This is a genomic window from Agrococcus sp. SCSIO52902, assembly GCF_022983135.1.
Classification (GTDB): domain Bacteria; phylum Actinomycetota; class Actinomycetes; order Actinomycetales; family Microbacteriaceae; genus Agrococcus; species Agrococcus sediminis.
This window is the reverse complement of the sequence record NZ_CP095269.1, coordinates 2,537,853-2,557,764: the sequence shown is the minus strand read 5'-3', so window position 1 is coordinate 2,557,764 and position 19,912 is coordinate 2,537,853. Positions and strand designations below refer to the sequence as shown.

General features: G+C 74.5%; 15 protein-coding genes. 7 read left to right on the top strand and 8 right to left on the bottom strand.

What is annotated here, in order from left to right; genetic code table 11:
• Nucleotides 1-52 precede the first annotated feature (52 nt).
• Nucleotides 53-2,224 carry a 1,4-alpha-glucan branching protein GlgB gene (gene glgB / locus MU522_RS12590; protein ID WP_348645605.1) on the bottom strand — a complete coding sequence of 724 codons (2,172 nt, stop codon included), beginning with the start codon at nucleotides 2,222-2,224 and terminating at the stop codon, nucleotides 53-55.
• Nucleotides 2,212-4,203: an alpha-1,4-glucan--maltose-1-phosphate maltosyltransferase gene (locus MU522_RS12585; protein ID WP_246993562.1), complete on the bottom strand. Its 1,992-nt coding sequence runs from the start codon at nucleotides 4,201-4,203 to the stop codon at nucleotides 2,212-2,214. The genes glgB and MU522_RS12585 overlap by 13 nt, the downstream gene beginning before the upstream one ends.
• Before the next feature lie 74 nt (nucleotides 4,204-4,277).
• On the opposite strand from MU522_RS12585, the gene glgP reads away from it, so the two are divergent.
• Nucleotides 4,278-6,815, top strand: coding sequence for an alpha-glucan family phosphorylase (glgP, locus tag MU522_RS12580; protein ID WP_246991464.1), 2,538 nt, complete (start codon nucleotides 4,278-4,280; stop codon nucleotides 6,813-6,815).
• Between the two features lies 1 nt (nucleotide 6,816).
• Here glgP and glgX read toward each other — a convergent pair whose 3' ends face one another.
• Nucleotides 6,817-8,928, bottom strand: a complete 2,112-nt coding sequence (gene glgX / locus MU522_RS12575; RefSeq protein WP_246991462.1) for a glycogen debranching protein GlgX — start codon at nucleotides 8,926-8,928, stop codon at nucleotides 6,817-6,819.
• Nucleotides 8,929-8,948: 20 nt separating this feature from the next.
• Here glgX and MU522_RS12570 point away from each other — a divergent pair, with 20 nt between their 5' ends.
• A complete protein-coding gene (locus MU522_RS12570) occupies nucleotides 8,949-10,079 on the top strand; it encodes a cysteine desulfurase family protein (protein WP_246991460.1) in 1,131 nt (376 codons plus the stop codon).
• An 18-nt stretch (nucleotides 10,080-10,097) separates the two neighbouring features.
• Here the strand turns inward: MU522_RS12570 and MU522_RS12565 are convergent, their stop codons facing one another.
• Together MU522_RS12565 and MU522_RS12560 are read right to left on the bottom strand one after the other, a co-directional pair.
• Entirely contained in the window at nucleotides 10,098-10,664 is a 567-nt protein-coding gene (locus MU522_RS12565; protein ID WP_246991457.1) for a hypothetical protein, read from the bottom strand.
• Complete coding sequence (locus MU522_RS12560) at nucleotides 10,661-11,434, bottom strand: glycosyltransferase family 2 protein (RefSeq protein ID WP_246991456.1); 774 nt, start codon at nucleotides 11,432-11,434, stop codon at nucleotides 10,661-10,663. Before MU522_RS12560 ends, MU522_RS12565 begins: the two co-directional genes overlap by 4 nt.
• Before the next feature lie 68 nt (nucleotides 11,435-11,502).
• Here MU522_RS12560 and mnmA point away from each other — a divergent pair, with 68 nt between their 5' ends.
• Nucleotides 11,503-12,606, top strand: coding sequence for a tRNA 2-thiouridine(34) synthase MnmA (mnmA, locus tag MU522_RS12555; RefSeq protein WP_246991455.1), 1,104 nt, complete (start codon nucleotides 11,503-11,505; stop codon nucleotides 12,604-12,606).
• Between the two features lie 34 nt (nucleotides 12,607-12,640).
• On the opposite strand, the gene MU522_RS12550 is transcribed toward mnmA, so the two are convergent.
• Both MU522_RS12550 and MU522_RS12545 read right to left on the bottom strand, forming a co-directional pair.
• Entirely contained in the window at nucleotides 12,641-13,162 is a 522-nt protein-coding gene (locus MU522_RS12550) for a hypothetical protein (RefSeq protein ID WP_128188694.1), read from the bottom strand.
• Nucleotides 13,163-13,182: 20 nt separating this feature from the next.
• Complete coding sequence (locus tag MU522_RS12545) at nucleotides 13,183-13,593, bottom strand: DUF4383 domain-containing protein (RefSeq protein WP_146356911.1); 411 nt, start codon at nucleotides 13,591-13,593, stop codon at nucleotides 13,183-13,185.
• A 184-nt stretch (nucleotides 13,594-13,777) separates the two neighbouring features.
• Between MU522_RS12545 and ligA the strand changes: the two genes are divergently transcribed.
• From ligA to MU522_RS12530, 3 genes are read left to right on the top strand one after another with little or no spacing between them, the layout of a single operon-like run.
• The gene (gene ligA, locus MU522_RS12540) at nucleotides 13,778-16,129 is read left to right on the top strand and encodes an NAD-dependent DNA ligase LigA (protein ID WP_246991454.1); all 2,352 of its coding nucleotides are present in this window, start codon (nucleotides 13,778-13,780) and stop codon (nucleotides 16,127-16,129) included.
• Nucleotides 16,129-16,635, top strand: coding sequence for a DinB family protein (locus MU522_RS12535; RefSeq protein WP_246991453.1), 507 nt, complete (start codon nucleotides 16,129-16,131; stop codon nucleotides 16,633-16,635). The genes ligA and MU522_RS12535 overlap by 1 nt, the downstream gene beginning before the upstream one ends.
• The gene (locus tag MU522_RS12530; RefSeq protein WP_246991452.1) at nucleotides 16,632-17,771 is read left to right on the top strand and encodes an AAA family ATPase; all 1,140 of its coding nucleotides are present in this window, start codon (nucleotides 16,632-16,634) and stop codon (nucleotides 17,769-17,771) included. The genes MU522_RS12535 and MU522_RS12530 overlap by 4 nt, the downstream gene beginning before the upstream one ends.
• On the opposite strand, the gene MU522_RS12525 is transcribed toward MU522_RS12530, so the two are convergent.
• Nucleotides 17,768-18,844, bottom strand: coding sequence for an Rv2578c family radical SAM protein (locus tag MU522_RS12525; RefSeq protein ID WP_348645599.1), 1,077 nt, complete (start codon nucleotides 18,842-18,844; stop codon nucleotides 17,768-17,770). The two genes, MU522_RS12530 and MU522_RS12525, sit on opposite strands and share 4 nt — an antisense overlap.
• A gap of 59 nt (nucleotides 18,845-18,903) precedes the next feature.
• Between MU522_RS12525 and MU522_RS12520 the strand changes: the two genes are divergently transcribed.
• Complete coding sequence (locus MU522_RS12520) at nucleotides 18,904-19,878, top strand: YdcF family protein (RefSeq protein ID WP_246991451.1); 975 nt, start codon at nucleotides 18,904-18,906, stop codon at nucleotides 19,876-19,878.
• Nucleotides 19,879-19,912: the final 34 nt, after the last annotated feature.

Here is a 19,912-nt window from a genome sequence, read left to right as displayed (position 1 = left end):
CGCCTCCCCTGGGAGGCGCCCTTCGCGCGTCAGGCCTCAGCGCCTCCGCGCCTCAGGCGGCCGGCGTCGCCTTCGGGCGCAGCAGCAGGCCGGCGAGCGGCGGGATCGTGACCGTCGCGGACGCGGGGCGGCCGCCCCACGGCTCCTCGAGCGCGCGGACGGCGCCGAGGTTGCCGACGCCGGAGCCGCCGAACTCGACCGCGTCGGAGTTCACCACCTCCTCCCACTCGCCCGCGAACGGCAGCCCCATCCGGTAGCCCTCGATGGGACGGCCGGAGAAGTTGACGATCGCCGCGAGCGGGTCGCCGTTCGCGCCCCAGCGGAGGAACGCGATGACGTTGTCGGAGGAGTTGCCGCCGTCGATCCACTCGAAGCCGCCGGGCTCGTTGTCGCGCAGCCACAGCGCCTCGGTCTCGCGGTACACCCGGTTCAGCTGCGACACGAGCGCCATGAGCCCGCGGTGCACGGGCTGGTCGAGGATCCACCAGTCGAGCCCGCGCGCCTCGCTCCACTCGCTCGGCTGCCCGAACTCCTGGCCCATGAACAGCAGCTGCTTGCCCGGGTGCGCCCACATGAAGGTCAGGTACGCGCGCACCGAGGCGAGCTTCTGCCACTGGTCGCCCGGCATCTTGCCGAGCAGCGAGCCCTTGCCGTGCACGACCTCGTCGTGGCTGATCGGCAGCACGAACTGCTCGCTGAACGCGTAGAGGAACGAGAACGTGATCTCGCCGTGGTGGTGCGAGCGGTACATCGGGTCGACCGCCATGTACTGGAGCGTGTCGTGCATCCAGCCCATGTTCCACTTCATGCCGAAGCCGAGCCCGTCGGCGCTCGTGGGCTTCGTGACGCCGGGCCACGAGGTCGACTCCTCGGCGATCATGACGATGCCGGGGCAGCGGCGGTAGACGGTCGCGTTGACCTCCTGCAGCAGCGAGATGGCCTCGAGGTGCTCGCGGCCGCCGTGCACGTTCGGCAGCCACTCGCCGTCCTTGCGCGAGTAGTCGAGGTAGAGCATCGAGGCGACCGCGTCGACACGCAGGCCGTCGATGTGGAACTCCTCCATCCAGTACACGGCGTTCGCGACCAGGAAGTTCTTCACCTCCGGGCGGCCGAAGTCGAACACGTGCGTGCCCCAGTCGGGCTGGTCGCCGCGGCGCGGGTCCGGGTGCTCGTAGAGCGGCCGGCCGTCGAAGCGCGCGAGCGCCCACTCGTCCTTGGGGAAGTGGCCGGGCACCCAGTCCATGATCACGCCGTAGCCGGCGCGGTGGAGCCGGTCGATGAGGTAGCGCAGGTCGTCCGGATGGCCGAAGCGGCTCGTCGGGGCGAAGTACCCGGTCACCTGGTAGCCCCACGAGCCGCCGAACGGGTGCTCCGCGAGCGGCATGAACTCGACGTGCGTGAAGCCCGTCTCCTCGAGGTGCTCGATGAGCGCATCCGCCATCTCGCGGTACCCGAGCCCCGGCCGCCACGAGCCGAAGTGGAGCTCGTAGGTCGACATGGGGGAGTTGTGCACGTCGCGCGCGGCGCGCGAGCGCATCCACTCGTCGTCGCTCCACGCGAAGCGGCTGCGGCCGACCTTCGAGGCCGTCGCGGGCGGCACCTCGGTGTAGCGCGCCATCGGGTCGGCGCGCGTCACCCAGCCGTGGTCGGTGAGGATCTCGTACTTGTAGGCGCTGTGCTCGAGGTCGCCGGGCACGAAGAGCTCCCAGACGCCGCTCGCGCCCATGGTGCGCATCGCGTGTGCGCGGCCCGTCCAGTCGTTGAAGTCGCCGATGACGCGCACCGCGCGGGCGTTGGGCGCCCAGACCGCGAACGAGGCGCCCGCGACGCCCTCGTGCTCGCGCAGCCGCGAGCCGAGCACCTGCCAGGCCTGCTCGTGCCGGCCCTCGCGCCAGAGGTGCAGGTCGAGCTCGCCGAGCGTGGGCGTGAAGCGGTACGGGTCCTCGTCCTCCCAGCTGCCGCCGTCGCCGTAGGTCGTGCGCAGGCGGTAGGGGCGGATGGGCCCGGGCACGACGGCCTCCCACACGCCGGCGCCGAGGTGCTCCATGGGCGTCGTCGCCTCGCCGACGACCGCGACCGCGTCGGCCAGGTGCCGGACGGCGCGCACGACGTGCGACGCATCCGCGCCGTCCGCCGGATGCGCACCGAGCAGGTCGTGCGGCGCGGGGTGCTCGCCCGCGGCGAGGCGGTGGAGGGTGGCGTCGTCGAGCATCATGCCCCCGATCGTCGCACGTGGATCACGTGCACCGGCTCGACGAACGCGTCGAGCCGCACGAAGCTGTGGTCGCTCCAGGTCCACGTCTGGCCGGTGATGAGGTCGTGCGCCTCGAACGACTCGCCGTGCCGCAGGCCGAGCTTCGTCAGGTCGAGGTGCACGGTCGTCTCGCGCGCCGAGTGCGGGTCGACGTTCGCGACGACGATGATCGTGTCGTCCTCGCCAGACTCGGTGAAGCGGCCCTCGACGTGCTTCGAGTAGACGAGGATCGCGTCGTCGTCGGACCAGTGCACGTCGAGCGCCCACAGCTGCCGGATCGCGGGGTGCTCGCGGCGGATCTCGTTGAGGCGGGCGATGTACGGCGCGATGGTCGTGCCGTTGCGCGCCGCCTGCTCCCAGTCGCGCGGCCGGTACTCGTACTTCTCGTTGTCGATCGCCTCCTCGGCGCCGGGGCGTGCGACGTCCTCGATGAGCTCGTAGCCGGCGTACATGCCCCACGTGGGCACCGCGGTCGCGGCGATCGCCGCGCGCAACTTGAAGGCGGGCACGCCGCCGAACTGCAGGAACTCGGTGAGGATGTCGGGCGTGTTCACCCAGAACGCGGGCTTGAACCACGCCGCCTGCGGGCCGGTGACCTCGCGCAGGTACTCCTCGAGCTCGGCCTTCGTGTTGCGCCAGGCGAAGTACGTGTACGACTGCTGGAAGCCGACCTTGCCGAGCGCCTGCATCATCGCCGGGCGCGTGAAGGCCTCGGCGAGGAAGACGACGTCGGGGTGCTTCGCGTTCACGTCGCGGATGAGCCGCTCCCAGAACCACAGGGGCTTCGTGTGCGGGTTGTCGACGCGGAAGATCTGCACGCCGCAGCCGACCCACAGGTCGATGATGCGCAGCACCTCGTCGAGGATGCCCTGGGGGTCGTTGTCGAAGTTGACCGGGTAGATGTCCTGGTACTTCTTCGGCGGGTTCTCGGCGAAGGCGATCGTGCCGTCGGGGAGGGTCGTGAACCACTCGGGGTGCTCGGTGACCCACGGGTGGTCGGGGGCCGCCTGGAGGGCGAGGTCCATCGCGACCTCGAGCCCCGCGTCCGCCGCCCGGCGCACGAACTCGCGGAAGTCGTCGATCGTGCCGAGGTCGGGGTGGATGGTGTCGTGGCCGCCCGCCTTCGAGCCGATCGCCCACGGGCTCCCCGGGTCGCCCGGCTGCGGTGTGAGGGTGTTGTTGGGGCCCTTGCGGTTGACCTCGCCGATGGGGTGCACCGGCGGCAGGTAGAGCACGTCGAAGCCCATCTCGGCGACGCCCGGCAGCCGCTCGGCGGCGGTCGCGAACGTGCCGGAGCGCCAGCTGCCGTCCTCGAGCCGCACAGCGCCCTCGGAGCGCGGGAAGAACTCGTACCAGGCGCCGACGGCGGCGCGGGTGCGCTCGACGCGGAGCTTGAGGGTCTCGGATGCGGTGACGAGCGAGCGGGGACGGTGCCGGTCGACCGCGGCGAGCACGTCGGGGTCGTTGACCGCCGCCCAGCGGGCGAGCGGCGGCACCGCGGTGTCGGCCATCGCGGCGGCTGCGCGGCTGAGCAGCATCGCGTCAGGCCCCTTCGCGGCGCCCGCGGCGCGCGTGAGCAGCTGCGAGCCCATGGTCGCCATGAGCTCGACGTCGATGCCGGCGGCGATCTTGATCTCGGCGTTGTGGTGCCACGTGGCCCACTCGTCGGCCCACGCCTCGACGTGCCAGCGCCACAGGCCCTGCTCGTCGACCTGCGCGAGCGCGCGGTGCCGGTCGAGGCCGTCGTGCAGCGGCTCCATCGGCACGCGGCGCCTCGCGCCCGAGGGGGCGCGGAGCACGAGCGTCACGCCGATGCGGTCGTGCCCCTCGCGGAACGCCACCGCCTCGAACGGCACGACGTCGCCGACCACCGCCTTCGCGGGGAATCGGTTGCCGGGCTGCTGCGGGGCAAGGTCGAGCACCGGGATCCGGCCGGACAGGACATCCATCTGCTTCACCACGCGACCAACCTACCCAGGCGCGCCTGCGAGGGGGGAGGGCCGCGCCACTAGGCTCTGTGCTCGTGAGAGCGATCCGCAAGTTCACCGTCCGCACGTCCCTGCCCGAGCGCCTGCGCCGGCTCGAGACGCTCGCCTCCAACCTGCGCTGGTCGTGGCACGAGCCGACGCGCGAGCTGTTCCGCGAGATCTCGCTCGACGGCTGGCGCGAGACCGGCCACGACCCCGTGCAGCTGCTGGGCTGGGTGGGCACCGAGCGCCTCGCGCAGCTCGCCGCCGACGACGACTTCGTCGCGCGCGTCGACGCGCTCGCCGACGACCTCGACGACTACCTGTCGCAGGCGCGCTGGTACCAGTCCCTCGAGGACGCGCCCGAGTCGATCGCGTACTTCTCGCCCGAGTTCGGCATCACGAGCGCGCTGCCGCAGTACTCCGGCGGCCTCGGCATCCTCGCGGGCGACCACCTGAAGGCGGCGAGCGACCTGGGCGTGCCCATCGTCGGCGTCGGCCTCTTCTACCAGGCGGGCTACTTCAAGCAGGCGATCTCGCGTGAGGGCTGGCAGGAGGAGTCCTACCCGGTGCTCGACCCCGACGGGCTGCCGCTCACGATCCTCCGCCGCGCCGACGGCACGCACGCGACCGTGTCGCTCGCGCTGCCCGGCGGCCGCACGCTCCATGCGCGCATCTGGCAGGCCACGATCGGCCGCGTGCCGCTGCTGCTGCTCGACACGAACATCCACGAGAACGACGACGAGCTGCGCGGCGTCGCCGCCCGCCTCTACGGCGGCGGCGGCGAGCACCGCCTGCGCCAGGAGCTGCTGCTCGGCATCGGCGGCGTGCGCGCGCTCGGCGTCTTCTCCGAGCTCACCGGGGCGCCCGCGCCCGCGGTGTTCCACTCCAACGAGGGCCACGCCGGCTTCCTCGGCATCGAGCGGATGTCGCAGCTCATCGGCCGCGGCCTGTCGTTCGACGAGGCGCTGCAGGTCGTGCGCGCCGGCACCGTCTTCACGACGCACACGCCCGTGCCGGCCGGCATCGACCGCTTCGACATCGAGCTCGTGCGCCGCCACCTCACCGGCGAGCTCGTGCCCGGCGTCGACGTCGAGCGGGTGCTGCAGCTCGGCCGCGAGGAGGATCCGGGCATCTTCAACATGGCGCAGCTCGGCTTCTCGATCGCGCAGCGCGCGAACGGCGTCTCGAAGCTGCACGGCGCCGTCTCGCGCAGCATGTTCCAGTCGCGCTGGCCCGGCTTCGACACCGTCGAGGTGCCGATCACGTCGGTCACGAACGGCGTCCACGCGCCCACGTGGACGTCGCCCGTGCTCAAGCACTGCGCCGAGCGCGAGCTCGGCACGCTCGACACGACGCGCTGCGACTGGGCGTCGGACGCGGTCTCGGACGAGACGATCTGGCGCGCCCGCACCGAGATGCGCGCGCACCTCATCGAGGACGCGCGCATGCGCACGCGCCGCAAGCACGAGCGCAACGAGGGCGTGGCGCCGGCCTGGATCGACGACATGCTCGACCCCGAGGCCCTCACGATCGGCTTCGCGCGCCGCGTGCCGACCTACAAGCGGCTCACGCTCATGCTCCACGACCGCGACCGCCTGCGCGCGATCCTCACGAACGCCGAGCGTCCCGTGCAGCTCGTGATCGCGGGCAAGTCGCACCCGGCCGACGAGGCCGGCAAGGCGCTCATCCAGGAGCTCGTGCGCTTCTCGCAGGAGCCCGACGTGCGCGGCCGCATCGTGTTCCTCGAGAACTACGACATCTCGATGGCGAAGTCGCTCTACCCGGGCTGCGACGTGTGGCTCAACAACCCGCTGCGCCCGCTCGAGGCGTGCGGCACGAGCGGCATGAAGGCGGCGCTCAACGGCTCGCTCAACCTGTCGATCCTCGACGGCTGGTGGGAGGAGTACTTCGACGGCCACAACGGCTGGGCGATCCCCTCGGCCCACGAGCAGATGGATGCCGCGGCGCGCGACGCGTTCGAGGCGAACGCGCTCTACGAGCTCATCGAGCACCAGGTGGCGCCGCGCTTCTACGACCGCGACGAGCGGGGCCTCCCGACCGCGTGGATCGCGTCGATCCGCCACACGCTCGCGACGCTGAGCCCCGGCCTGTCGGCCGAGCGCATGCTCGGCGAGTACGTGACGCGGCTCTACGCGCCCGCCGCCGCCGCATCGGCCGCGGCGCTCGCGGACGACGCGGCGCCCGCCCGCGCCTTCGCGGCGTGGACGCGGCGGATGCGCGACGCGTTCGGTGCGATCGAGGTGCGGCACGTGGAGGTCGACGGCGTCGACACGCCGCCGATCGTGGGCGACGAGGTGCGCGTGCGCGCCTTCGTGCACCTCGGCTCGCTGACGCCCGAGGACGTCACGGTCGAGGTGATCGCGGGCTCGATCACGGAGGAGGGCGACCTGCGCCGCACCCGTCGCTTCGCGCTCGAGCCCGCCGAGGTCGAGGGCGGCGTGCACCGCTTCGAGTCGGCGATCCCGCTCGCGCTCGCCGGCACGTTCGGCTACACCGTGCGCGTCGTGCCGCGCCACCCGATGCTCGCGTCCGTCGCCGAGCTCGGCCTCGTCGAGTACGCGCGGGGCTGAGTCAGGCCGGGTCGGCGGCCGGCGGCGACGGCGGGGTGCGCAGGCGCACCACGGTCGCCTCCGGCTCGCCTGCGGTCGGCGTGCCGGCGACGGCGTAGACGCGCATGCTCATCGCGGCCATCGGCACTCGGTCGCCGGGGGCGACGAGCTCGTCGCCCTGGTGGTCGGCCGCCGAGTCCCACAGCAGCCGGTACTCGGTCGCGCCGTCGGCCTCCGGCGTCGTGACCTCGACGTCGCGCGGGGAGCCGTGGAAGATGACGAGCACGCGCGAGTAGGGCTCCTCGACGGGCGTCGACTCGGCGAGCATCTGCATCGTGCGGTCGTGCGAGTGGTCCCAGTCGTCGATCGTCATGCGCAGCCCCACGGCGTTGAACCAGTCGAGGCGCGAGGAGCCGGCGACGCGCTGATCGGTCTGGCCGTACTCGAGGGGGCGGAGCGCCGGGTGCTCGCGCCGCAGCTGCAGGAGCCGCCGCGTCTGCGCGTGGAACGCGTCCTGCCAGTCCTTCCGGTCCCACCGCATCCACGTCAGCGCCGAGTCCTGGCAGTAGGCGTTGTTGTTGCCGCGCTGGGTGCGGCCGAACTCGTCGCCCATCGTGAGCATCGGCACGCCGGCCGAGACGAGCAGCGTGCCGAGCAGGTTGCGCATCGACCGGCGGCGGTCGAGCTGGATCGCGACGTCCTCGGTGCGGCCCTCGACGCCGTGGTTGTAGGAGCGGTTCTCGTCGGCGCCGTCGCGGTTCTCCTCGCCGTTGCCCTCGTTGTGCTTGCGGTCGTAGCGGGTGAGGTCGGTGAGCGTGAAGCCGTCGTGGGCGGTGATGAGGTTGACGCTCTCGAGCGGCCCGCGCCCGCTCGCGAAGAGTCCCTCCGAGCCCGAGACGGCGTGCGCGAGCGGGCCGACCCCGGTCGCGCCCTGCCCGCCGTGGCGGAACGAGCGGTAGTCGCTGAGCCAGAACTGCCGCACCGTGTCGCGGTAGCGGTCGTTCCACTCGCTGAAGCCGTCGGGGAAGCGGCCGGTCTGCCAGCCGTCGGGGCCCACGTCCCACGGCTCGGCGATCATCGTCGCGTCGGCGAGCCCGGGGTCGGTGAGGATGCGCCGCAGCAGCGGGTGCTGCGGGTCGAAGGCGCCGTCGGCGCCGCGGCCGAGCACCGGGGCGAGGTCGAAGCGGAAGCCGTCGATCTGCATGTCCTGGTGCCAGTAGCGCAGCGAGTCGATGACGAGCTGCTGCGCGGCCGGCACCGAGAAGTCGACGGTGTTCCCGCAGCCGGTCCAGTCGACGAGCCCGCCGTCGTCGGCGACGCGGTAGTAGGAGGCGTTGTCGATGAGCCGCAGGCTCGAGGGCGGCCCGCCGAGCCCCTCCTCGGAGGTGTGGTTGTAGACGACGTCGAGGTAGACCTGGAGCCCCGCCTCGTGCAGCAGCCGCACCATGCCCTTGAACTCGCGCAGCACGCCGCCGGTGCCGTCGAACTGCGCGCGCCGCGACGCGTAGGCGCCGTGGGGCGCGAAGAAGCTGAGCGTGTTGTAGCCCCAGTAGTTGACGCGGCCCTGCTGCAGGAGCCGCTGCTCGGAGACGAACAGGTGGATCGGCAGCAGCTGCACCGTCGTCACGCCGAGGTCCTGCAGGTAGGCGATCGTCGACGGATGCGCGAGGCCGGCGTAGGTGCCGCGCAGCTCGGCGGGCAGGTGGGGGCTGAGCTTCGTGAGCCCCTTCACGTGCGCCTCGTAGATCACCTGCTGCGACAGCGGCACCGTCGGCCGCGCGACGCCGCCCCAGTCGAAGGCGGGGTCGATGACCGTCGCGCGGTGCTGGCCGTGCGGGGTGCGCACGATGCCGCGCGCATGCGGCGGCACCGCGTGGCGCTCGGGGTCGAAGGCGTGGCCCGGCCCGCTCGGCCCGTGCACGCCGATCGCGAACGGCGTGCCGAGCTGCAGCAGCTCGGAGTCGATCGTGAAGTCGTCGCCGACCCGCTCCATCGGCACCGTGTGCAGCAGCCAGTCGGGGTCGTCGCGGTCGAAGACGCGCAGCTCCATCGCGGTCGCGTGCTGCGACCAGACGGTGAGCCGGTGCCCGGCTGCGGTGCGCTCGATGCCTCGCGCTCGGACTGGCTGATCCACGCGCTCTAGGGTAGGGGAGCATGCGCCTGTTCGATCACGCCGCGGCGACCAGCATGCGGCCGTCGGTGCAGCGGGCGCTCGCGGAGGCCGCGCCCCTGGCGAACCCGGCCTCGACCCATCGCGAGGGGCAGCGCGCGCGGGCGGTGCTCGAGGATGCGAGGGAGCGGCTCGCGGCGGTGCTCGGGGCGCACCCGACCGAGGTCGTCCTCACCTCCGGCGGCACCGAATCCATCAACCTCGCCCTCAAGGGCGCCTGGTGGGCGGCGCGCGACGCGGGCGAGCCCGGCGCGCTCGTGGTGCCGGTCGCCGAGCACCACGCGACGCTCGACGCCGTCGCGTGGCTCGAGCGGCAGGGGGCGCCGGTGCGCTGGGTGGGCGTCGACGCGCACGCGGTCACCGACGCCGAGGCGGTCGCGGCGGCGCTCGTCGACGGCGGCCGCGCGTCGGTCGCGACCATGCTCGTCGCGAGCAACGAGGTGGGCTCGCTGCAGCCGGTCGAGGCGGTCGCGGATGCGTCGGCGCGCGCGGGCGTGCCGCTGCACCTCGACGCCGTGGGCGCGCTGGGCCACGTGCCGCTGCGGTTCGCCGAGACGGGCGCGGCGCTCATGAGCGTCGCGAGCCACAAGATCGGCGGACCGCACGGCGTCGGCGCGCTCGTCGTGCGGCGCGACGCGCGCCTCGAGGCGCTGCACCACGGCGGCGGCCAGCAGCGCGGGCTGCGGTCGGGCACGCAGGATGCGCTCGGCGCGTCGCTCTTCGCGCTCGCCGCGGAGGAGGCGCTCGCCGAGCTCGACGCCGAGGCGGCGCGGCTGCGGGCGCTCACGGAGCGCATCCTGACGGCCGCCGCGGCGATCGAGGGCGTGCGACTGCTGGTCGCCGAGCCGCGCCTGCCGCACATCGCGCACCTCGTGGTGGAGGGCGCCGAGGGCGAGGCGCTGCAGTTCCTGCTCGACGAGGCGGGCTTCGCGGTCTCCAACGGCTCGGCGTGCTCGGCGGGCGTCGCGCGCGAGTCGCACGTGGTGCGCGCGTGCGGGCTCAGCGGCGTCGCGCCGCTGCGGCTCTCGCTCGGGCGCACGACTACCGAGGACGACGTCGAGGCGCTGCTCGGAGCGCTGCCCACCGCGGTGGCGCGGGCGCGCGCGCTGCGCTGACCCTCGGCCCCTCGCGCCTCAGCGCACCGCACGGCGCGGGGCCGCGACGCGCTCGGCGACGACGGCCGCGGCCAGTGCGCCCGCGCCGTCGGCGAGCAGGTCGGTGAGGGTGTCCTCGTAGCCGACGCGGATCGTCTCCGTCAGGAGCGCATGCCCCGCCCACTCGCCGAGCTCCCACAGCAGCCCGAGCACGACCACCGCGCTCGTGACGTGCAGCACCCGGGCCACCGCATCCCGCCGCCCCGGCTCCGCCGGCACCAGTCGCAGCTGCAGCAGCACGTCGCGCGTCAGCAGCGCGAGCACCGCGCCGCTGCCGACGTGCGCGGCGACGTCGAGCCAGGGCACGACCTCGTAGGCGCCGGTCACCGCGAACCACGCCGAGGCGAGCAGCACCGCCTGGCCGACGAGGTCGGCGACGGTCGGCACCCGGGCGAAGCGCAGCGCCATCGCGCCGCCGAGCGTGAGGAGCATCGCGGCAGCCGATGGGCCGCCCGCGACCGCGCCGGCGAGCGGCACCGAGGCCGCGACCACGAGCCGCAGCGCGTCGCCCGGCAGCCAGCGCCCCTGCGAGGCGAGCCAGGTCACGTGCGGGCGCGCAGGTCGGGGCCGCCCGCGCGCAGCACCCAGCGGCGGCCGGGAGACCCCTCTGCCTCCCAGTTGCGGCGGAACGTGCGCATCGCGACGGCGACGCGGTCGCGCGCGTCGTCGGGGCTGCGGAAGATGCGTCCCTCCACCTCGACGCGCAGGTCGCGGTCGAACCGCAGCCGCGCGCACGGGCCGAGCCGCATCGTGAGGTCGAGGTCGTCGTGCAGGGCCGGGTCGTCGCGCTCGACGAGCGGCGAGACGGCCGTCCAGGTCGAGCGGCGCAGCGCCATGTTCGAGCCCCACAGCGGCACGTTCGCGATCGCGGCGCCGCCCGCGACGAAGGTGCCGAGCGCGTAGGCGGTGCTCGCGATGGCCGTCCAGCGCGGCGGCAGGTCGTGGAACCTGCCGGGCCCGGTGAGGCCCTCGAGCGCCGGGTCGGCGGCGAAGGCGGCGCGGATGCGCTCGATCCAGTCGGCGGGCACGACCGAGTCGGCGTCGCAGCGCGCGATGACGTCGCCCGCGGCGGCGTCGTAGCCGGCCGCGGCGGCCGCGGGGATGCCGGGCCGCGGCTCGTGCACGACGCGCGCGCCGACGGCGAGCGCGACCGCGGCCGAGTCGTCGCGGCAGCCGTTGTCGACGACGATCACCTCGAGCGGCGCGACGGTCTGCGCGCGCAGCCGCTCGAGGCAGCGGGCGAGCGCGGGCGCGTCGTCGAGCACCGGGATCACGACGGAGACGCGCAGGGGGCTCGAGCTGGGCGCATCCGTCACGTCACCAGAGTGCCACGAGCCGCCGGGCCGCGCCCGCCGATCGGTAGCCTGGATGCGAGGGGGAGCGCATGAAGGTGCTGGCAGCCATGTCGGGCGGGGTCGACTCGGCCGTCGCCGCGGCGCGCGCCGTCGACGCCGGCCACGAGGTCGTCGGCGTGCACCTCGCGCTCAGCCGCATGCCGGGCACCCTCCGCACCGGCAGCCGCGGCTGCTGCACCGTCGAGGACGCGATGGATGCGCGCCGGGTCGCCGACCGGCTCGGCATCCCGTTCTACGTGTGGGACTTCTCGGAGCGCTTCCACGCGGACGTCGTGCAGGACTTCGTCGACGAGTACGCGGCCGGCCGCACGCCGAACCCGTGCCTGCGCTGCAACGAGCGCATCAAGTTCGAGGCGCTGCTCGACCGCGCGATCGGCCTCGGCTTCGACCGTGTCGTCACGGGCCACTACGCGCGCGTCGAGCACGGCGACGACGGGCCGCAGCTGCACCGCGCCGCCGACTGGGCGAAGGACCAGTCGTACGTGCTCGGCGTGCTGACGGAGGAGCAGCTGCGGCACTGCTGGTTCCCGCTCGCCGACACGCCGACCAAAGCGGCGGTGCGCGCGGAGGCCGCCGAGCGCGGCTTCCTGCTCGCCCAGAAGCCCGACAGCCACGACATCTGCTTCATCCCCGACGGCGACACGCGCGGCTTCCTCGCCGAGCGGCTGGGCGCCGAGCCCGGCGAGATCGTCGACCGCGACGGCGCGGTCGTGGGCCAGCACGGCGGCGTGCACGGCTACACCGTCGGCCAGCGCCGCGGGCTCTCGCTCGGGGTGCCCTCGCCCGACGGCAGGCCGCGCTTCGTGCTCGAGGTGAAGCCCTCGACCCGGCAACTCGTCGTCGGGCCCGAGGAGGCCCTGGCCGTGTCGCGGCTGGCCGGCACCCGCGTCTCCCACGCCGGGCCGGCGCATCCGGGCCTCGCCGAGGGCCTCGACGTCGAGGTGCAGATCCGCGCGCACGCCGACCCCGTGCCCGCGCGGGCGCGGATGGTGGGCGACGAGCTCGTGATCGATCCGGCCGCGCCGCTGCGCGGCGTGGCGACGGGGCAGTCGGCGGTGCTCTACCTCGGCACCCGGGTGCTCGGGCAGTGCACGATCGACCGCACGGTCGCGGCCGACGCCGTGCCCGCCTGACGCGTCAGGTCGGCCCGGCAGCGGCAGGGAGGCCTCAGTGGCCGCTGTGCTCCACGAGCACGGGGCCCTCGAGCGCCGGCTCGTCGGCGGGGGCGTCGACGGCCGCGCCGTGCTCGCCGTGGGGCTGCGCGAAGGCGCCCGCGTTCGTGCCCGCGAGGGCCGCAGTGGCGACGGTGGCGACGACGGCCGCCGAGGCCGCGACGGCCAGCAGCGCCGGCAGCGCCCGCGGCTCGGCGCTCGTGCGGCGGCCGAGGGCGAGCAGCGCGGCGGCGCCGAGCGCGAGCCCCGTCTCGGCGAGCATCGGTCCGAGGGGGAGGGACGACGCCGCGGCAGGGGCGGCGACGAGCGCCGCGAGCCAGACCGCGGTCGGTGCCGCGAAGGGGGCGAGGATCGCCGGCCCCGGCAGCGGGCTGCCCCGCAGGGCGAGCACCGCGACCGCGAGCTGCGCGGCGCCGGCGGCGAGCACGAGCACCGCGATCCAGACGGGTGCCGCGGCGCCCACCGCGAGTGCGATGAGCGCCGCGCCGAGCGCTGCCACGGCTCCGCAGATCCGCATCAGCGCATCCATGGTCGGTCCTACGCCGCCGCGTGGCGGGTCGTGGTGCTGCGGTCGAGGGCGAGGCCCGTGCCGAGCAGCACGATCGCCGAGGCGAGGTGCAGGATGTGGTCGGCCGTGTTGAGCGCCAGGATGTTGAGCGCCGTGCCGACCAGGAAGAAGCCGACGATGCCGAGCAGCAGGTAGACGGCGCCGACGGTGACGTTGACGCGCTTCGCGGCGGCGGTGCTGCGCAGGCCGGCGGCCAGCAGCGCGGCGCCGATCAGCAGGTGGGCGATGTTGTGCAGGTGGTTCACCTGGAAGATGCCGAGCAGCAGCCCGCCCTCCTCCCCGGCGAAGTTCGAGCCGGCCACGAAGAGGCCGAGGACGCCGACGAGCAGGTAGACGGCGCCGAAGACGGTGGCGACGAGGCGGTTGGGGGACTGGGACATGACTTCTCCTTCTGTCTGGGCCGTTGCCGGCCTGCGCCGGGTCGGCGCGGGATGTCGGTCAGGGTTCGGAGCCCCGACCGGGGCGGATTGGCCGCATGCGAGGAATCGCTGTGGAGATCGACAGCCGCTGCATAGGACACTGCGGGACAGCCTGGCTGTCAGCACCTGAGTGCAGAATGGGAGCATGGTGGGAATCGAGGCCGAGGCCTCCCTCAGCGACGCGAACGCCAGGGCGCAGGAGCTGCGCTCGCAGATCGAGGAGGCGAGCGCCGCCTACTACGACCGCGACCAGTCGCTCATCGACGACGCGACCTACGACGCCCTCGTGCAGGAGCTCGACGCGCTCGAGCGCGAGCACCCCGAGCTGCAGAGCCAGGACTCGCCGACCCAGGCGGTGCAGGGCGGCACCGGCAGCGGGCTGCCGACGATCGAGCACCGCGAGCGCATGCTCAGCCTCGACAACGTCTTCTCGGTCGACGAGCTCCGGGAGTGGTGCGCGAAGGTCGAGGCCGCGGCAGGGCGGCGGGTGCGATGGCTGACCGAGCTGAAGATCGACGGCCTCGCGGTCTCGCTGCGCTACGAGCACGGCGAGCTGACCTCCGCCGCCACGCGCGGCGACGGCCGGGTCGGTGAGGTCGTGACGGTCAACGCGCTGCGCGTCGCGGGCGTGCCCGAGCGGCTCGCGGGCTCGGGGCATCCCGCGCTCGTCGAGGTGCGCGGCGAGGTCTTCATCCCCGTCGAGGCCTTCGAGCGGCTGAACGCCCTCCAGGCCGAGCTGCGGGGCCGCTCGGTCGAGGAGGATCGCGCGAAGCACGCGCGTCGCCCGGCGCCCGGCCGAGCCGAGTTCGACGAGGAGCGCGCGGCCGAGCGCGCAGCGCGCCGATTCCCCGCGTTCGCCAACCCGCGCAACGCCGCCTCGGGCGGCCTGCGGCAGCAGCTCGAGAAGAAGACCGGGCTCGAGCGCGAGGCGGGCGAGGAGCGCATCGCGGCGCTCGCGATGTACGTGCACGGCTTCGGCGCCTGGCCCGATCCGCCGGTCGCGGCGCAGAGCGAGGTCTACGGGCTCCTCGCCGACTGGGGCCTGCCGACGAGCCCGCACGTCGAGGTGCTGGAGGGCATCGACGACGTCGTCGCCTACGTCGAGCGCTTCGGCGAGCGCCGGCACGCGGTCGAGCACCAGCTCGACGGCATCGTCGTGAAGGTCGACGAGCTCGCGCTGCACGACGAGCTCGGGCAGACGTCGCGCGCGCCCCGCTGGGCGATCGCGTACAAGTACCCGCCGGAGGAGGTGCACACGAAGCTCCTCGACATCGTGGTGAGCGTGGGCCGCACGGGGCGCGCGACCCCGTACGCGAACATGGAGCCGGTGCACGTGGCCGGCTCGGTCGTGCGGCAGGCGACGCTCCACAACCAGGACGTCGTGCGCGTCAAGGGCGTGCTGATCGGCGACACGGTCGTGCTGCGGAAGGCCGGCGACGTGATCCCCGAGGTGCTCGGGCCGGTGGTCGAGCTGCGCGACGGCACCGAGCGCGAGTTCGTGATGCCGACCGCGTGCCCCGAGTGCGGCACGACGCTCCGCCCGATGAAGGAGGGCGACGTCGACCTGCGGTGCCCCAACGCGAAGGACTGCCCGGCACAGGTGCGCGGCCGCGTCGAGCACATCGGCAGCCGCGGGGCGCTCGACGTGGAAGCGCTCGGCGAGGTGACGGCGGCGGCGCTGACGCAGCCGAGCGTGCCCGCCGAGCCGCCGCTCGCGACCGAGGCGGGCCTGTTCGCGCTCACGCTCGAGCAGCTCGTGCCGATCGAGGTGATCGTCCGCGACGCCGAGACGGGGCAGCCGAAGCTCGACGACGAGGGCGCGCCGGTCGTGCGCCGGCCCTTCCAGCGCGCGGCGAGCGCCGCCGAGCGGAAGGCGGGCGCCGAGGGGCCGCAGCCGTCGAAGCAGGCCGAGACGCTGCTCGCCGAGCTCGAGCGCGCGAAGACCAAGGATCTGTGGCGGCAGCTCGTCTCGCTGAACATCCGGCACGTGGGGCCCGTGGCGGCGCGCGCGCTCGCCGACTGGTTCGGCTCCCTCGCGGCGATCGAGGCGGCGACCCCCGAGGAGCTGGCGGAGGTCGAGGGCGTGGGCCCGACCATCGCCGAGGCGGTGGTCGAGTGGCTCGCCGTCGACTGGCACCAGGAGATCGTGCGCGCGTGGCGCGACGCGGGCGTGCGGTTCGCGACGCCCGGTCACCCCGGCCCCGGCAAGGCGGGCGAGCGCGGCGGCGTGCTCGCAGGCCTCACCGTGGTCGCGACCGGCACGCTCGAGGGCTACACCCGCGAGGGCGCGCAGGAGGCGATCATCGCGGCCGGCGGCAAGGCCGCGTCGAGCGTCTCGAAGAAGACCGACTTCGTCGCCGCCGGGCCGGGCGCGGGCTCGAAGCTCGCGAAGGCCGAGGACCTCGGCATCCGCATTCTCGACGCCGCGCAGTTCCGCGTGCTCGTCGAGCAGGGGCCGGATGCGCTGCCCGCGGCCGAGACGGGAGCCGAGGCCTGATGGACGCGGTCGCCGTGCTCGCCGAGGCGTTCTCGCGCATCCCCGACGAGGCCCGCCGCGCGGTGCGCGGCCTCACGCCCGAGCAGCTCGTCGAGGCGCCGGGCGGGAGCGCGAACCCGATCGGCTGGCTCGTGTGGCACCTCGCCCGCGGGCAGGATGCGCAGGTCGCCGCGGTCGCCGGCACCGAGCAGGTCTACCTGCAGGGCGACTGGGCGGCGCGCTTCGGGCGCGACCCGGATCTCGCCGACACCGGCTACGGCCACGAGCCCGACGACGTGCGCGCGGTGCGCCCCGAGTCGGCCGAGGCCCTGCTCGACTACCTCGACGCCGTGCACGCCGCGACGCAGCGCTACCTCGGCACGCTCGACGCCGACGACCTCGACCGCGTCGTCGACGAGGCGTGGGATCCGCCGGTGACGCTCGGCGCGCGCCTCGTGAGCATCGTCGACGACGACGTGCAGCACGCCGGCCAGGCGGCGTACGCGCGCGGGCTGCTCGGCGCGTGATCTCGCGGCTCGCGATCGAGGGCTACCGCTCGATCCGGTCCCTCGTGGTCGACCTCGCGCCGCTGACGGTCGTGACGGGCGCGAACGGATCGGGCAAGTCGAGCCTGTACCGGGCGCTGCGGCTGCTCGCCGACTGCGGCGAGGGGCGCATCATCGCGTCGCTCGCAGGCGTCGGCGGGCTCGACGCCGTGCGGTGGGCGGGGCCCGAGCGCGGCACGGCGGCCGGCCAGCGCACCGAGGGCACCGTGCGGTCGGGGCCGGTCGCGCTGCGCCTCGGCGTCGCGACCGACAGCCTCGGCTACGCGATCGACCTCGGCCTGCCGGTCGCGCAGCGCAGCGCCTTCGACCTCGATCCCGAGATCAAGCAGGAGCACGTCTTCGCAGGCTCCGACCCGCGGCCGGCGGGCGTGCTCGTCGAGCGGCGGCGGGGCGCCGCGCGCGTGCGCCTCGACGACGGCTGGAGCGACCTCGCCGCGGGCATGCACCCCTGGGCGTCGGTGCTCGACGAGTTCGCGGGGCGCGCTGACGCCGCCGAGCTCGCGGGCACGCGCCGCATGCTGCGCGGCTGGCGGTTCCACGACGCGCTGCGCACCGACGCGGGCGCTCCCGCCCGGCAGCCGCAGGTCGCGACGCGCGCGGCGAGGCTCGATGACGACGGCGCGAACCTCGCGGCGGTGCTGCAGACCGCGATCGAGATGGGCTGGGATCGCGAGCTCGAGCGCGCGGTCGCCGACGCCTTCCCCGGCTCCCGCCTGCGCCTGCCGGTGGTCGACGGCCGCATGACGGTCGCGCTCGAGCAGCCGGGGATGCTGCGGCCGCTGTCGGCGCCCGAGCTCTCCGACGGCACGCTGCAGTACCTGCTGCTCACCGCGGCGATGCTCTCCGCCGAGAAGCCGGGGCTCATCGTGCTCAACGAGCCGGAGCGCAGCCTCCACGCCGACCTCCTGCCCGCGCTCGCCGCGCGCATCCGCGACGCCGCGAGCGAGACGCAGGTGCTCGTCGTCACGCACCAGGCGGCGCTCGCCGACGAGCTCGGAGGGCTGCGCGTCGAGCTCGAGAAGGTCTCGGGCGAGACGCGGGTCGCGGGCCGGGAGGGCCCGCTCGACCAGCCCTCCTGGCACTGGCCGCGTCGCTAGAAGAGGGTGGGCACCGCGGGGGCGGGCACGGGGACGGCCACCGGCCCGCTCGTCGACGGCAGCTGCGTCGCCCGGCGCGGGGGAGCGGCGAGCCCCGTGCCGGCGCTCGTGCGCACCGGGGCCAGCCGGTGCTCACGCAGCAGCGGGCGGACGCGGGCGCGCAGCCAGTCGCGGTAGTCGCGGTGCGCGTAGGTGCCGCCGCCGTAGACGCGCCCGTAGAGCGGCACGAGGTGCGGATGCTCCTGCCGCAGCCAGGCCATGTACCACTCGCGGGCGCCCGGCCGCAGGTGCAGCGCGCTCGCGATCGCGCTCGTCGCGCCCGCCTCCGCGATCGCGGCGAACGCCGGCTCGAGGTGCGCCCGCGTGTCGGTGAGGCCGGGCAGGATCGGCATCGCGAAGACGGCGCAGTCGAGGCCCGCGTCGCGCACCGCGCGCACGGTGTCGAGCCGCGCGCGGGTGGTGGGCGTGCCGGGCTCGACCTGCTGCTGCAGCTCGTCGTCGAAGATCGCGATCGACATCGCGATCGACACCGGCACATCCCGGGCGATCGCGGCGAGCAGCGGCAGGTCGCGGCGCAGCAGCGTCCCCTTCGTGAGGATCGAGATGGATGCGCCGTGGCGGGCGAGCGCGCGCAGCACGCCGGGCATGAGCCGGTAGCGGCCCTCGGCCCGCTGGTAGGGATCGGTGTTCGTGCCCAGCTGCACGGCGGCGACCTCGCGCCGCGGGCCCGCGAGCTCGCGCTCGAGCACCTCGACGAGGTTGGCCTTCACGACGATGCGGGAGTCGAAGTCGGCGCCCGCGTCGAGGTCGAGGTAGGTGTGCGTCTTCCGCGCGAAGCAGTAGCGGCACGCGTGCTGGCAGCCGCGGTAGGGGTTGATCGTCCACGCGCCGCCCATGAAGCCGTCGCCGGCGACGTGGTTGAGCGCGCTCCTGGCCGTCACCTCCAGGAACCACGCGCCGTCGAAGCCCGGGGTCGGCCACGCGTCGAGCACGCTCCCGCGCTCCTCGAGCCCCGGCAGCGCATCCGCGTCGACGTGGGTCGCCGTCTGCCCGTCCCATCGCATGGCATCCATTCGAACACACGTTCGATCAGCGCGCAAGCGGCCGCGCCGGGCGGACTAGGGTGCTGACCGTGAGGGGCGGACGACGGATGCGGCTGGTCCGGCCCGCGCTCTGGGCCGCGATGATCGTCACCGCGGGCACGCTGCTGCTCACGCGCGTGCTGCGCCGGCCGGTCGCCGCCTGGCTCGACGTGCCGGCGGCCGAGGGCGGCTGGGCGCTGCTCGCCGCCGCGGCGCTCGTGGCGACGCTGGGGCTCGGCGGCGCGTCGCTCTGGCACGCGCTCATGCTGCCGAGGCTCGTGCGCGTGCGGCGCATCGACGTGCTCATCGCCGGGCTCGGCGCCGGGATGCTGCTGCTCGCCGTGACGATCGTGGCGCTCGTCGCCGTCGAGCCGGCGCTCGGGCGGGCGGCGCTGCTGCTCGCGCTGCCGCTGTGGGCGGCGGGCCTCGCGGCCGCGGTGCTCGCGATGGCCATGCTCATCCACGCTCGAGCGAGCCGCGCCGCCCCTGCCCCCGGCACCGTGCTCATCCTCGGCGCGGGCCTCCGCGGCCGCGAGGTCGGGCCGCTGCTGCGCCGCCGCGTGGAGCGCGGCGCGGCGGTGTGGCGCTCGGCCCGCACCCGTCGCCCCGACGCGCGCATCGTCGTCGCCGGCGGGCAGGGCCCCGACGAGGTGCGCACGGAGGCCTCGGCGATGGCCGAGCACCTCGAGCGGCACCTGGGCGTTCCCGCCGACGCTATCGACCTCGAGCAGGCCTCGGCCACGACGCGCGAGAACCTGCGGCTTTCGCGCCCCCTCGTGACGGGGCCAGGGCGCGCGCCGCTCGCGGTGGTCACGAGCGAGTACCACGCGTACCGCACCGCCTGGCTGCTCGCCGACGAGGGCATCGACGGCACGGTGGTCGGCGCCTGGACCCGGCCCTCCTACCGGCCCGGCGCGGTCGTGCGCGAGGCCCTCGCCGTCGCATCCGACCTCCGGTGGTGGTGCATCGCCGCGGCCGTCGTGCTCGAGGCGCTCGCGGCCTGGCTGCTCGTGGCGCGCCCGTAGGATTGGGGCGACCCCCACGCATCCCGGCCGCGCC

Bases quoted from the DNA above. Each gene is read 5' to 3' on its own strand.
- MU522_RS12585 (WP_246993562.1), bottom strand. From the start codon at position 4,203: ATGGATGTCCTGTCCGGCCGGATCCCGGTGCTCGACCTTGCCCCGCAG.
- MU522_RS12570 (WP_246991460.1), top strand. From the start codon at position 8,949: ATGCGCCTGTTCGATCACGCCGCGGCGACCAGCATGCGGCCGTCGGTG.
- mnmA (WP_246991455.1), top strand. From the start codon at position 11,503: ATGAAGGTGCTGGCAGCCATGTCGGGCGGGGTCGACTCGGCCGTCGCC.
- MU522_RS12550 (WP_128188694.1), bottom strand. From the start codon at position 13,162: ATGCGGATCTGCGGAGCCGTGGCAGCGCTCGGCGCGGCGCTCATCGCA.
- MU522_RS12545 (WP_146356911.1), bottom strand. From the start codon at position 13,593: ATGTCCCAGTCCCCCAACCGCCTCGTCGCCACCGTCTTCGGCGCCGTC.
- ligA (WP_246991454.1), top strand. From the start codon at position 13,778: ATGGTGGGAATCGAGGCCGAGGCCTCCCTCAGCGACGCGAACGCCAGG.
- MU522_RS12535 (WP_246991453.1), top strand. From the start codon at position 16,129: ATGGACGCGGTCGCCGTGCTCGCCGAGGCGTTCTCGCGCATCCCCGAC.
- MU522_RS12525 (WP_348645599.1), bottom strand. From the start codon at position 18,844: ATGGATGCCATGCGATGGGACGGGCAGACGGCGACCCACGTCGACGCG.